Here is a 13,498-nt window from a genome sequence, read left to right as displayed (position 1 = left end):
TCACTCTTTTTCTCGCTTAATATCTTGAAGAAATTTCTCTTCTTCCTTCGTCAAGTCTTTCTCTCTAAGAAGATCCGGTCTTCTATTCCACGTGCGCCTTAACGATTCCTTAAGACGCCACTTACGAATAGCCTCATGATTTCCTGATAGAAGCACATCAGGCACGTTTAACCCAGCATACTCAGCAGGGCGTGTGTAGTGAGGGTGCTCTAGTAAACCACTACTAAACGAATCCATAGGAGCTGATGTATCATTACCTAGTACTCCAGGGAGAAGCCTTGTAACACTGTCAATAACGACCATGCTTCCAAGCTCTCCTCCTGTTAAGACAAAGTCACCAATGGAGATCTCATCCGTTACTAGATTTTCTCGAATACGCTCATCATACCCTTCATAATGACCGCAAATGAAAATAAGATGATCTTCCTTCGCAAGCTCTTCCGCTTTCTTTTGTGTAAACCTTTCTCCTTGAGGACACATCAGAATGACGCGAGGATGCTTTCCTGCTGAAAGATCGGCGACAGCATCAAAAACCGGTTGAGGCGTCAACACCATACCGGCTCCCCCGCCGTAAGGATAATCATCAACGTTTTTGTGCTTATTCGAACTATAGTCACGAAAATTGGTCACATTATAAGTCACAGCCCCATTATCCTGAGCACGCTTTAGAATCGAATGATTAAATACACCTGAGAACATTTCAGGAAACAGCGAAAGCACATCAATCTTCATGCTAATCACGAAGTCCTTCCATTAAATGAACGGTAATTTTCCCTTCACTTAAATCGACCTGTTTCACCACTTGCTCGATGTATGGTAACAAAAGATCCTTACCCCCGCCAGCAGTTTGAACAACCCAAACATCATTTGCTCCTGGTGAAAGAATTTCTTTTACCTTACCAAGATACTCGCCATCTTCAGTATGAACTTCAAGCCCGATAATATCACGGTAGTAGAATTCTTCTTTTGATAGCTTTCCTCCTTGATCTTCCTTTACTTTCAGAATACCTTCTTTCATGTGCTGTACTTCGTTTATATTGTGAAACCCTTCAAATGTAAGCAAATCAAACTGCTTATGCTTTCTATGTGATGAAACGGTTAAAGTTACAGGCTCATCATCCTTAAACAAGTACAGCTTGTTGCCTATTGCATAACGCTCCTCTGGAAAATCAGTTCTAGAAATAACGCGTACTTCACCTCGCACGCCATGTGTATTCACGATCTTTCCTACATTAAGCCATTCTGTCATATCATAATATCCTTTCCTTTTGAGTCAGGGACGATGCTTTGCACAACCCCATCTTTTACGACTATTTTACCTTTTTGCTCTCTTCCATGCCACTCGTCGCCAATTTGAACTTCCTGAATGGATTGAATTTCACCGTCGTGAATTTCAGACCCTAAAGTCAACTGATCAAGTTGATCCATTTTGAAATCAAGGAATGACATTCGTTCAGATCTTGTCCGAATTTCTTTATCAAATTGATCAGCTATCCACTTTTGATCAGAAGGGCGTTTTTTTTGCAGGCGCTTCATTTCAAATTGAAGATGATCACATTCCCGCAGAAGAGAGGCATGTTCTTTTTGCCATTCATCTAGATAGGAAGCCCGGCTTTCTTCAGTTAAAATTTGTTTCACATCATACGTTACAATGATTTTCATCTCGCTGCCCTCCATATGTAAATAGGACCTGATTTTCACATGATAAATAGATGCAATAGAAAAACCTGGCTTCTGGCCAAGTCTTTTAAAAGGAAAGCCTTCGTATTTGATGTTAAATCCACTTTCTCATAAGGCTATGTTAATAAATGTTGTTGATTTTTGGCTAAGGCGAGTGAAACAGATATTTCATTCGATTGAGCCAAAAATCGAGATATCATCACTATAAGATAACATAGCTTATCATAAAAAAAGAGCCTTACGAACAATGAGAATTTTTATAAACGTTAGATATGGATTATGAATCTGGTGAAAGGCACGTGAATTGAAAGTTTCATTCGAGTGAGCCAAAACAAAAAAAGAGGAGTTTCATCTCCCCCTAAAGTATCTCCAACTGTACACGTTTATTGGACTGAACAGCGGCGGCGTTCATCACCGTACGAATTGATCTAGCGACCTTTCCCTGCTTCCCAATCACTTTTCCTGTGTCCTCTGCATGAACGTGAAGCTTGTATATATCCAAACTGCTTGTCTCTTCTTTTTCAACACGAACTTCATCAGGATAATCGACAAGAGCTTTTACAATTGTTTCAACCAGGGCTTCCATTATACTCTACCACCTTTTTAAAAATGATGGACCTAGATACACCAAAGGAGGCTTTCAAGAAAGCCTCCTCTAAGGTGTTAAATTACTTTGTGTTTTTTGCGTTGTGAAGCTTCTCCATAAGACCTGCAGTGGAGAATAAGTTACGTACTGTATCAGAAGGCTTAGCGCCTTTAAGCATCCAATCAAGAGCTTTCTCTTCGTTGATTTTCACTTCAACTGGATTAGCAACCGGATTGTAAGTACCGATTTCCTCGATGAAGCGTCCGTCACGTGGTGCACGTGAATCAGCAACAACTACGCGATAGTAAGGAGCTCTTTTAGCACCCATACGCTTTAAACGAATTTTAACTGCCATGTGTTTCACCTCCAAAAATATTCACATAAATAAATATAATATCATAAATTTATACTCTTGTAAAGAGAAAATTTACTTCATTTTTATTGCATGAATGGGAAATTCATGCCCTTACCTTTTTTCTTACCGCCTTTAGACATGTTGGTCATCTGTTTCATCATCTTCTTCATCTCATCAAATTGTTTCAAGAGACGATTGACATCTTGCACAGATGTTCCACTACCGACGGCAATTCTTTTTTTGCGACTCGCATTGATGAGATCAGGCTCTTCTTTCTCGCGTGTTGTCATGGATTGAATAATGGCTTCAACTCGGCCAATTTGCTTCTCATCAACACTGACATTTTTCATGGCTTTTTTATTCATTCCAGGAATCATGTCCATCAATTCATCAAGCGGTCCCATGCTTCGAACCTGACCAAGCTGATCAAGGAAATCATCGAACGTAAAGCTCATCGTTCGCATCTTTTTCTCAAGTTCTTTTGCTTTGTCTTCATCTACTGAAGTCTGGGCTTTTTCAATGAGCGTTAAAACGTCTCCCATTCCGAGAATTCGCGATGCCATTCTCTCAGGATGAAACGGTTCAAGTGCATCGAGCTTCTCACCCATACCAGCAAACTTGATCGGTTTATCTGTTACAGACTTGATCGAAAGTGCAGCACCACCGCGCGTGTCACCATCAAGCTTTGTTAGAATGACACCTGTTATATCAAGCGCATCATTAAAGCTTTCGGCTACATTCACAGCGTCCTGTCCTGTCATTGAATCAACGACAAGGAAAACTTCGTCAGGCGTAACAGCTTCTTTAACATCTTTTAGCTCTTGCATTAGATTTTCATCAATATGCAATCGACCGGCTGTGTCAATAATGACATAGTCAAGATGCTCTTCTTTTGCTTTTTCGATTGCTTTAGTTGCAATCTCAACCGGACTAACCTGATCGCCCATCGAGAACACCGGCATACTAAGTTGTTTACCAAGCGTTTCAAGCTGGTTAATCGCAGCAGGACGATATATATCCGCCGCTACTAATAGTGGTTTACGGTTGTGGTTTTTACGTAAATGGTTTGCAAGCTTCCCGACAGTAGTCGTCTTACCTGCACCCTGTAGTCCGGCCATCATAATAACAGTCGGCGGGCGACTTGAAACAGCAATTTTGCTCTGTTCGCCACCCATTAGCGCTGTCAGCTCTTCATTAACGACTTTAATGACCTGCTGCCCTGGCGTCAGGCTTTTCATAACTTCCTGTCCGACGGCGCGCTCTTTGACCTTATTGATAAACTGTTTTACGACTTTAAAGTTAACATCGGCTTCAAGCAAGGCTAACCTTACTTCACGCATCATTTCTTTGACGTCAGCTTCCGTTACTTTCCCTTTACCGCGTATTTTCTGCAGGGTGTCTTGCAGTCGGTCGGCTAACCCTTCAAATGCCATGTTCGCCGCCTCCTAATCCAGTTTTTCAAGCGATGTAATCAACGGCAGCGCCTTCGAGTGTTCATTCTCACTCGCGATCGCTTCTCTAAGCTTTTCTAACAGCTCTTGCCTTTTGATATAACGCTCGAATAGCAACAGTTTTGCTTCATATTCTTCTATCATTTGTTCAGTTCGCTTAATGTTATCATAGACAGCCTGACGGCTAACTTGAAATTCTTCTGCGATTTCACCAAGTGAATAATCATCAAGGTAATACAATGCCATATAATTACGTTGTTTCGGTGTTAAAAGCGACTGATAAAAGTCGAATAACGAGTTAATTCTCATCGTTTTCTCTAGCATTGTTAACAGCCCCTTGTTAAGGTAATCACCTTTACGTTAATTATATTACTATGCGTCATTTTATTTGTCAAGATTTTTTCTTAACACAAATAATTTAGAATTTATTCTTCGTTTTCTTCCTCTTCTTCAATGATAGAGGAGAAGAGTCCGTATACGAATGTATCAGGATCAAACTCCTGCAAATCATCCATTTTCTCCCCTAGGCCTACGAGTTTAACAGGGATATCAAGTTCGTGTCGAATGGCAAGCACGATTCCACCTTTTGCTGTTCCATCGAGCTTGGTTAACGCAATGCCAGACACGTCTGTTGATTGTCCAAATTGCTTCGCCTGACTCATCGCATTCTGTCCTGTAGTAGCATCTAGAACAAGAATCACCTCATGTGGACCCGATGGTACTTCACGTTGAATCACACGTTTTACTTTTTCGAGCTCATTCATAAGGTTTACTTTGTTCTGAAGACGCCCCGCTGTATCACAAAGCAATATATCTGCGTTCCGTGATTTAGCAGATTGAACAGCATCGAAAACAACTGCTGCTGGATCTGAGCCTGCTTGGTGTTTTATTACATCAACTTCAGCTCGTTCACCCCATACTTCTAATTGCTCAATTGCTCCTGCTCGGAACGTATCCCCCGCTGCAAGAACCACTTTCTTTCCTTCTTGTTTAAACTTATGTGCGAGCTTTCCAATAGTAGTTGTCTTTCCTACCCCATTAACTCCAACGAACAAGAAAACCGTTAAACCTTCTTCTTGTACATTAAGAGAGCCATCTTCATCGGACTTATGAAGAAGTTCTGCTAACTTTTCTGAAATGACGCTTTGCAGTTCTTTCGTATCTTTAATGTTACGCGTTCTCGCCTCATCTTTTAATACGTCAATGAGATCCATTACAGTCGCAACACCGACATCGGCACTGATAAGAAGCTCCTCTAGCTCTTCAAAAAAATCTTCATCAACTTTGCGATAGTTTTTTACGAGGTTATTCATTTTTGTTGAGAAAGACGTTCGTGTTTTCTCAAGACCGTCTTTAAATTTCCCGCTTACTTCATCTGTTTGTGTTGTGAACTTGTCTTTTAACTTTTTAAAAAAACTCACGTTTAATCCCCCTACTCATTATTGCGATATTAATTGCTTCGATTCTTCAAGTCTAACGGAAACGAGTCGAGATACACCTGACTCTTGCATTGTAACGCCATATAGAACATCAGACTCTTCCATTGTACCTTTTCTGTGTGTAATCACAATAAACTGCGTTTTTTCACTAAATTGCTTTAAATATTTCGCAAATCGATTGACGTTCGCATCGTCTAGCGCTGCTTCTACTTCATCCAGAACGCAAAACGGAACAGGTCGAACTTTTAAAATCGAGAATAAGAGAGCGATGGCCGTGAAAGCTCGTTCTCCTCCCGATAGAAGCGCTAAATGTTGAAGTTTCTTCCCTGGCGGTTGTGCTAATATATCCACGCCTGTTGAAAGAAGATTATCCGGATCCGTTAGTACGAGATCTGCTTTACCTCCACCAAACAATTCCTTGAAGACAATTTGGAACTGCGCTCGTATTTTAGTAAATGTATCTTCAAAGCGCTTTTTCATTTCTTGATCCATTTCCTCGATCACATCATACAATGTTTTTTTCGCTTGAAGAAGATCCGCTTGCTGTTCACTAAGAAACGTATAGCGATCATTCACTCGTTCATACTCATCTATCGCACCAAGATTAACGGTACCAAGCTCATCAATTTCTAGCTTAATGAGCTTTAGCTTACGCTTAGCATCTTCAGGTTCCAGTGTAAGAATGTGCTTTTCTTTCGCCGCTTCATAAGTCAGTCCATACTCTTCACTTAAAATAGCTAACCTGTTCTCAAGTTCTACATCAAGTCTGTTAATCCGCACCTCAACGGCCTGCATTAATCCCGAAAGCTGCTTTTCCTCTGCGATTAATAGATCGAGCTTGCTACTGATAGATTCAATCTCCTGTTGTAAAGATACCTTCACTTCACGTTCATTCTGTAGTGTTGTAAGAAGCTTCTCTTTCTCAGATCGGAATGAGACGATATTTTGGTCAAGCTTCTCCTCACCATTAGAATTGGAAGACATTGCTTCTGATAGGAGCGTAAATTCTTCGGTTGTTTCGGTTAGCTGAGCATTCGTTTCATTTTGTTCAGACGTTAAGCGGTCCAGCGTCTCTTTCTGATTCTGGAATGATTGCTGGTGCTCCGCCACTTTCACTTTAAGGTCTGTTATCTCAGTTTGAATCGTCTCACGAGACGTTTGCTGCGTTTGTTTCTTAGCAGTCAGGTTCTCGATCTTACCCTCAAGTTCTTCTGCTTGTTGAGTAATCACCTCAAGACGTTCGGTCAAATACACGTGCCGCTTCTGATGAGTTTCTACTTCCTCATCGATCGCTTTCTTCTCTCGATCGTATAGCTGCAGACGTTCGTTTGTGTTCCGTTCGTCTCCTTCAATTGCTCTCAAATCACCAAGAAGAGACTGTTCTTCAAGTCTAAGATTCTCTCCTCGTTCACGCATTTCATCAAGATTCTCTTCAAGATCAGCTAATATTGCTTTATCCTGCTTAATCTCCTGCTCGGCTACAGCGGTCTTCTTCTGCATATCATCAAGCTTGTTGATCAGTAGTTCAAGATCTCGCTGACGACTTAGAAGCGATGATGATTTTTGCTTAACACTACCTCCGCTCATAGAACCGCCTGGATTAACCACATCTCCTTCAAGGGTTACGATGCGCGTTCGATATTGCATGATTTTTGCAAGTTCGTTTGCACCCTTTAGGTCTTTAGCTACGAGAACAGAGCCTAATAAGTTCTCCATCACTGCCTGGTACTTCGGATCGTACGTGATGAGTTCGGAAGCCACGCCTACGAAAGCTTCATTTTGCTTAACACGTTCTAAATCATAGTTCGAAATTTTTCTTGATTTCACGACTGAGAGTGGAAGGAAGGTGGCTCTTCCGGAACGGTTCTTCTTCAAGAATGAGATCGCCTGTCTTCCTGCAGCCTCATCACGAACAACGACATTCTGCATCGCACCGCCAAGGGCCGTTTCAAGCGCTGTCTCTACATCTTTAGGTACTGTTATTAGTTCCGCAACTGCCCCTTCAATCCCGGTAAGGTCTTCGCGAGCTTTGAGTACTTCTTTAACACCCTGGAAGAAACCAGCATAATCGTCCTGCATTTCTTCTAACATTTCTTTCTTAGACTTATATTGTTGAATATATTGATAAGCTTGATAAAGCTTAGATTCTTTCTCACCAAGCTCTTTCTTTTTCTCTTCCACGTCATGCTTGCTTTTATAAAAGCGTGACACGTGCGCTTCAAGTAGCTTCTTGGATTCGGCTAACTTTGCAGAACGCTCCTCTTTCTTTTCGTCCACAGCGCTTCGTTCTTCAATGTATTTATGATTATCTCCATCCAGTCGCTCCTTACGCTGATTAAGAACAGAAAGCTGATCTTGAAGATAGCGGTTTTCGTTTCGAATCGACGCTTGTTCGTTAAGTAGCTCGAAGTAATCCGATTTCATACGATCAAGTTCTTGTTCAATGTCTTGCTCAATATCAGAAAGAAGCTCTGTTTCTTTTTTAAGACTGGCCTTTAAGTCACTTAATTCTTTCTTTTGCTGATCAAAGCGTTTATAGTGATGCTCAATTTCTTTCTCATAATAACTTTTTTTCTCTTGTAAAAACGTAATACGCTCACTCAAATTAGTGCGATTTTGATGCGCATTTTTTTTCCGTTCCTTAAGCACTTCTTTCTTTCCTTCAAGCTTCTCTAACTCTTCACTCGTATCAAGGAGCTGCTGCTGATAAGCTTCTAAATTACTCTCAGACTGATCAAGCTTCAATCTGATATTCGTTAGCTCTTCTTTCTTAACCTTAATGGAATCGCCGAGACTGCTTTCTCTCTCCTTTAACGAATCCAATTCAGCTTTCTTTTGCTTCCATGATTGATGATACTCTTCAATTTCATGAACCGTTAGTGCCGCTTCAATCTTTTCCAAGTCTTCTCGCTTTTGCAAGTAATCTTTGGCGATCGATGCCTGCATGCGGAGTGGTTCAACTTGATCCTCCAGCTCATAAAGAATATCCTCGACGCGATGGAGGTTATCTTCCGTCTCTTTTAAACGAGTTTCCGCCTTCGTCTTGCGGGTTTTATATTTCAACACGCCCGCAGCTTCTTCAAAAATCTTGCGACGTTCTTCAGATTTGCTACTAAGAATCTCTTCAATTCTACCTTGACCAATAATGGAAAATGATTCTTTCCCTAACCCAGAATCCATGAAGAGCTCAATGATATCTTTTAAACGACATGTTTGGTTATTTAATAAATACTCGCTATCTCCTGATCGATATACACGTCTTGTGACACTAACCTCATTATAGTCAATCGGTAGATATTGATTTGTATTATCAAGCGTAAGCGTTACTTCTGCTAAGTTGACCGCTTTTCTCGTATCGCTACCTGCGAAAATGATATCTTCCATTTTAGCGCCTCTAAGTGACTTGGCTGATTGTTCACCAAGTACCCAGCGAATGGCGTCATTTATATTACTTTTGCCGCTCCCGTTCGGGCCGACAACTGATGTTACTCCTGGGACAAACTCAACTGAAATACGATCGGCGAATGACTTAAAGCCGACTACATCTAATCGTTTGAGGAACATCATCTTTCCCCCTCATCTGTTTCATCTATGTATGCGAATCAAAACGTTTGGTTTACTTTTATCACTAACTGTCTTATTTTATCATAAAACAATGACCTCTACGATACTGAGCTGAGACATGTTACAATAAGGAAAACCCTAAAGCAAGACAATGATTCTCTCATTGTTACTTAATTGGGAAATGGTACATAGCATGGCGACATGTCGTCATTAATTAAGTCAAATGAATAAGGCAGGTGTTACGAATGGATCTTTCCATTAAATCTGAAGAAAATCTAGCATTTATGGTCGAGAGCATTAAAGAAAAAATGCAGGTGATCAATTCTGGCATGATTAAGCCAGAATCATTCGATTTATCTTCTTATGAAGATATTCATGAAATCTATGTGATGTTAAACAAAAAACAATCACTTAGTGTTGCAGAAATGCAGGCAATCTTAGCTGAACTAGGCAAATTGCGCGCATCCTAAATCGTTAGTTAAAAGAGAATGAATCTAATGAAAAAGAATCCTGGGATCAGGATTCTTTTTCATTACGATCTTTTAAGTTTATAAGTGCTTTTTGAGCAGCCATTTGTTCGGCTTCTTTCTTTGAGCGTCCGACCCCAACACCAAGATCACTTCCATTTAACATAACTTTCGAGGAGAACTCTCTGTTATGTGCGGGTCCTTTTTCATCGGTAATAACGTAATCAATCACGCCAAGGCTTTCACGCTGAATAACTTCCTGAAGCTGGCTTTTATAATCCATCACATGAGAAAAAGCACCGGCGTTAATTTTGGGATAAACAAACTTCTCAAGAAATTCAAAGACGACTTCAAGACCTTGATCAAGATACAAAGCACAGACGAATGACTCGAATACATCAGCAAGAAGGGCAGGGCGCATTCTACCACCCGTCATCTCTTCTCCTTTGCCAAGAAGCACGAGATGTCCAAAATTCATGTCATTTGCAAACTGAACAAGTGATGGTTCACAAACAATTGCGGCTCTTAGCTTCGTTAGCTGGCCTTCACTCATATTCGGGTACTTTTCATATAAGTATCTTGATATCGTAAGCTCAAGTACGGCATCTCCAAGAAATTCAAGACGTTCATTATCCATCTGCGGATGCAGTCGATGCTCATTCACATAGGATGAATGGGTAAAAGCTTGAAAAAGAAGCTGTTCATTTTCGAACGATACACCAATTTCCTTTTGAAAAGCAGTGAATTGCGATCTGATTGCCTCTCCAACCACGAGTTGTCGTGAATGCTTAGGTTTGAAACGTCTGGCTCTCGTTTTTGGTGAATGTTTTGATTTGGACATAGATACCTCCACGACTTATCACTATCCTCTTTGTACTCTGGAGCTTTAATCATTAAGAGGAATAAACCCCCAGGCTAGCGAGGTTTATTCCACAACTTCAGGGTGATCCTGAAGATTATTGATGGCTGTTTATGTAATCAATTACATCGCCAACTGTTACAATTTTCTCAGCATCTTCATCGGAAATTTCAAGATCAAATTCATCTTCAAGTTCCATGACTAATTCCACTACATCAAGGGAATCGGCACCAAGGTCGTCTTTGAAAGAAGCTTCTGGTTTAATTTCAGATTCTTCAACTCCAAGACGATCAACAATAATTTTTGTTACACGCTCTAGTGTATCTGCCATTAGACTCACCTCCCCTCAAGCTATTATAGGATATATAAAACAAAAAAACTAGATGTTGTTGAAAAAGTTACATGATCATGCCGCCGTCAATATGAAGCGTTTGACCTGTAATATAATTGGCATCGTCAGAAACGAGAAATTTCGTTGCTTTAGCGATGTCCTCAGCTGCACCGAGTCTTCCAAGTGGAATTTGACCTTTCATTCCGCTTTTCACTTCATCAGAAAGTTCGTCTGTCATATCAGTTTCGATGAAACCAGGCGCAAGAGCATTAACCGTAATGTTGCGACTAGCAAGCTCTTTAGCAGTTGTTTTCGTTAAACCGATTACGCCTGCTTTCGCTGCTACATAGTTAGCTTGACCTGCATTCCCAGCTACACCAACGACAGATGCTACGTTTACAATGCGACCATAACGCTGTTTCATCATTTGACGAGTAACGGACTTCGTACAGTTAAAGACACCTTTTAAGTTTGTGTCGATAACGGAATCCCACTCTTCTTCCTTCATACGCATAATGAGATTATCACGTGTAATGCCGGCATTATTCACAAGCACCTCAAGACTTCCGAAAGTTGAAACAACTTCCTTAATCATGCCCTGAACTTCTTCCATGCTTGCTACGTTTGCTTTAATCGCAATCGCATTTCCACCAGCTGCTTTAATTTCGTCTACAACGCTATTTGCTTTCGCTTCACTTCCTGCATAATTGACAGCTATGTTCATGCCCTCTTTAGCAAGCTCTAATGCAATTGCGCGTCCAATACCTCGGGAGGCTCCTGTTACTAGAGCCGTTTTATTTTCAGCCATCGTTTATTCCTCTCCTAACTTAGCAATGAGTTGATCGAGTTGTTCTGGAGTTCCGACTGCATGAACAGATGCACGACGGTTAACCTTTTTGACTAGACCTGAAAGAACATTACCTGGACCAATTTCAATAAACGTATCAACACCAAGGTCCATTAGTTTTCTTACCGTATCTTCCCATAGAACGGGTGAATAGATTTGCTCCAATAAGTGGTTCTGAATCTCTTCAGCAGAAGTAGATGGTTCAGCCGTTACGTTAGCAATGACCGGAATCGATGCATCCTTTATATCAATTGCTTCAAGTATGCCAGATAGCTGATCTGCAGCAGGCTTCATAAGACTAGAGTGGAACGGCCCACTTACTTGAAGTGGAATCACCCGCCTAGCGCCCTTCTCTTTTGCTACTTCTGAAGCTTTCTCAACACCTGCTTTGGCGCCTGAAATGACAATTTGTCCAGGACTATTTAGGTTTGCAAGCTGCACAGTATCAGTAGAAGCCGATACCTCATCAACTACTTGTTGTAACTCCTCTCGCTCCATTCCCATAATCGCTGCCATTGCACCTTCACCTGAAGGAACTGCTTCTTCCATATAAAGCCCCCGGTTTCTAACCGCAAAAACGGCATCGGAAAAGGATAGAGCACCTGAAGCGACGAGGGCAGAATATTCCCCAAGACTATGACCAGCCGTATAATCAGCTGTAATGCCTTTTTCGCGAAGAGCTTCAAGAACTGCTACGCTCGTTGTCACAAGAGCAGGCTGTGCATTTTCCGTTCTCGTTAGCGTCTCAATTGGACCGTTCATAATCAATTTAGTTAATTCAAAGTTTAGGCGATGATCCGCTTCTGTAAATACATCTTTCGATACAGAATAAGCTTCCATAAAATCCTGTCCCATCCCGACTGCCTGTGAACCTTGGCCGGGGAATAAAAAGGCTGTTTTACCCATAATTACTCTCCTTCCTCTTTAACAAGAGATGATTGAATGGCGGTCACAACATTTCCAGTGACCATCGTTCTAGCTTGTTTAATCGCACTGAAAACAGCTCTTCCATTTGAAGATCCGTGCGCTTTAATAACAGGAGCGTTTAGACCAAATAAGCCTGCGCCACCGTACTCTGAATAATCTAGCTTCGTACTTAAATTCTTCAGCTTCGGTTTTAATACTCCTGCTGCTAATTTACTTGTAAATGAGCTTGTGAGCTCTTCTTTTAGCATCTTAAACATTGTGAGAGCCGTTCCTTCAATCGTCTTTAATACTAGATTCCCTGAGAACCCATCACAGACGACGACATCCGCTTCATTACCAAGAATGTCCCTTGACTCTACGTTTCCAACAAAGTTCAATCCACTTTCTTGAAGCAGTGAAAAGGCCTGTTTGCTTAGCTCATTCCCTTTACCTTCTTCTGTTCCAATGTTCAAAAGACCTATGCGAGGGTTCTCGATACCTCGTACTTTCTCTGCATAAACCGAGCCCATATGAGCGTATTGGAGAAGGTGCTCTGGTTTCGCATCCATATTGGCGCCAACATCAAGTAGCACAAAACCAGCTTCGTCAATTGTTGGGAGCGTAGGAGCTAATCCTGGACGATCAATGCCCTTAATACGGCCGAGGTAAAGCAATCCTGCTGCCATTAACGCACCAGTATTACCAGCTGATATAGCCGCATCTGCCCGACCTTCCTTTACTTCGTTCACGGCTAAAACCATCGAAGCGTTTTTCTTTCGTCGAACAGCTTTTACTGGTTGATCGTCTGATGATATGTATTCTTCCGTATGTAATACCGTGATTCGATCCATGTTTCCTTTTAATAGCGGATTGATTTTAGTTTCGTCTCCTACAATCGTTACAGACAAATCACTAAATGCTTCAATTGCTTCATATACACCATCTATGATGGCATCAGGTGCGTTGTCTCCACCCATTGCGTCAATTGCAAGTCTCATTTTCAAACAACTTCC

General features: G+C 41.2%; 15 protein-coding genes. 1 reads left to right on the top strand and 14 read right to left on the bottom strand.

Annotated elements, in window-relative coordinates; translation table 11 throughout:
- The 9 genes from trmD to smc form a co-directional block, all read right to left on the bottom strand.
- Complete coding sequence (gene trmD / locus IQ283_RS17620; protein WP_194222285.1) at positions 1 to 732, bottom strand: tRNA (guanosine(37)-N1)-methyltransferase TrmD; 732 nt, start codon at positions 730 to 732, stop codon at positions 1 to 3.
- Position 733: 1 nt separating this feature from the next.
- On the bottom strand, positions 734 to 1,249 hold the full coding sequence (rimM, locus tag IQ283_RS17615) for a ribosome maturation factor RimM (RefSeq protein WP_194221404.1): 516 nt from the start codon (positions 1,247 to 1,249) through the stop codon (positions 734 to 736).
- Positions 1,246 to 1,662 (bottom strand): YlqD family protein, encoded by a 417-nt coding sequence (locus IQ283_RS17610; RefSeq protein ID WP_194221403.1) that lies wholly within the window; start codon positions 1,660 to 1,662, stop codon positions 1,246 to 1,248. Before IQ283_RS17610 ends, rimM begins: the two co-directional genes overlap by 4 nt.
- Positions 1,663 to 2,038: 376 nt before the next feature.
- The gene (locus tag IQ283_RS17605) at positions 2,039 to 2,266 is read right to left on the bottom strand and encodes a KH domain-containing protein (protein ID WP_194221402.1); all 228 of its coding nucleotides are present in this window, start codon (positions 2,264 to 2,266) and stop codon (positions 2,039 to 2,041) included.
- An 82-nt stretch (positions 2,267 to 2,348) separates the two neighbouring features.
- A complete protein-coding gene (gene rpsP, locus IQ283_RS17600; protein ID WP_098443358.1) occupies positions 2,349 to 2,621 on the bottom strand; it encodes a 30S ribosomal protein S16 in 273 nt (90 codons plus the stop codon).
- 83 nt (positions 2,622 to 2,704) lie between these two features.
- Positions 2,705 to 4,054 carry a signal recognition particle protein gene (ffh, locus tag IQ283_RS17595; protein WP_194221401.1) on the bottom strand — a complete coding sequence of 450 codons (1,350 nt, stop codon included), beginning with the start codon at positions 4,052 to 4,054 and terminating at the stop codon, positions 2,705 to 2,707.
- A 12-nt stretch (positions 4,055 to 4,066) separates the two neighbouring features.
- Positions 4,067 to 4,396, bottom strand: coding sequence for a putative DNA-binding protein (locus IQ283_RS17590; protein ID WP_194221400.1), 330 nt, complete (start codon positions 4,394 to 4,396; stop codon positions 4,067 to 4,069).
- Between the two features lie 101 nt (positions 4,397 to 4,497).
- Positions 4,498 to 5,493: a signal recognition particle-docking protein FtsY gene (gene ftsY, locus IQ283_RS17585; RefSeq protein ID WP_194221399.1), complete on the bottom strand. Its 996-nt coding sequence runs from the start codon at positions 5,491 to 5,493 to the stop codon at positions 4,498 to 4,500.
- Between the two features lie 18 nt (positions 5,494 to 5,511).
- On the bottom strand, positions 5,512 to 9,075 hold the full coding sequence (gene smc, locus IQ283_RS17580; RefSeq protein ID WP_194221398.1) for a chromosome segregation protein SMC: 3,564 nt from the start codon (positions 9,073 to 9,075) through the stop codon (positions 5,512 to 5,514).
- A gap of 245 nt (positions 9,076 to 9,320) precedes the next feature.
- On the opposite strand from smc, the gene IQ283_RS17575 reads away from it, so the two are divergent.
- A complete protein-coding gene (locus IQ283_RS17575; protein WP_194221397.1) occupies positions 9,321 to 9,545 on the top strand; it encodes a DUF1128 domain-containing protein in 225 nt (74 codons plus the stop codon).
- A 46-nt stretch (positions 9,546 to 9,591) separates the two neighbouring features.
- On the opposite strand, the gene rnc is transcribed toward IQ283_RS17575, so the two are convergent.
- The 5 genes from rnc to plsX all read right to left on the bottom strand — a co-directional run bounded on the left by rnc (position 9,592) and on the right by plsX (position 13,483).
- Positions 9,592 to 10,383, bottom strand: a complete 792-nt coding sequence (gene rnc / locus IQ283_RS17570) for a ribonuclease III (protein ID WP_194221396.1) — start codon at positions 10,381 to 10,383, stop codon at positions 9,592 to 9,594.
- Between the two features lie 115 nt (positions 10,384 to 10,498).
- Positions 10,499 to 10,732: an acyl carrier protein gene (gene acpP, locus IQ283_RS17565; RefSeq protein WP_048309824.1), complete on the bottom strand. Its 234-nt coding sequence runs from the start codon at positions 10,730 to 10,732 to the stop codon at positions 10,499 to 10,501.
- Positions 10,733 to 10,799: 67 nt separating this feature from the next.
- Positions 10,800 to 11,540 carry a 3-oxoacyl-[acyl-carrier-protein] reductase gene (gene fabG / locus IQ283_RS17560; RefSeq protein ID WP_194221395.1) on the bottom strand — a complete coding sequence of 247 codons (741 nt, stop codon included), beginning with the start codon at positions 11,538 to 11,540 and terminating at the stop codon, positions 10,800 to 10,802.
- A gap of 3 nt (positions 11,541 to 11,543) precedes the next feature.
- Positions 11,544 to 12,485 carry an ACP S-malonyltransferase gene (gene fabD, locus IQ283_RS17555; RefSeq protein ID WP_194221394.1) on the bottom strand — a complete coding sequence of 314 codons (942 nt, stop codon included), beginning with the start codon at positions 12,483 to 12,485 and terminating at the stop codon, positions 11,544 to 11,546.
- 2 nt (positions 12,486 to 12,487) lie between these two features.
- Entirely contained in the window at positions 12,488 to 13,483 is a 996-nt protein-coding gene (gene plsX / locus IQ283_RS17550) for a phosphate acyltransferase PlsX (RefSeq protein ID WP_194221393.1), read from the bottom strand.
- Between the last annotated feature and the right edge of the window lie 15 nt (positions 13,484 to 13,498).

The organism is Pseudalkalibacillus hwajinpoensis (assembly GCF_015234585.1).
In the GTDB taxonomy this organism is placed as follows: domain Bacteria; phylum Bacillota; class Bacilli; order Bacillales; family Guptibacillaceae; genus Guptibacillus; species Guptibacillus hwajinpoensis_B.
The sequence above is the reverse complement of the archived record's forward strand: the minus strand, read 5'-3'. Positions and strand labels throughout refer to the sequence as shown.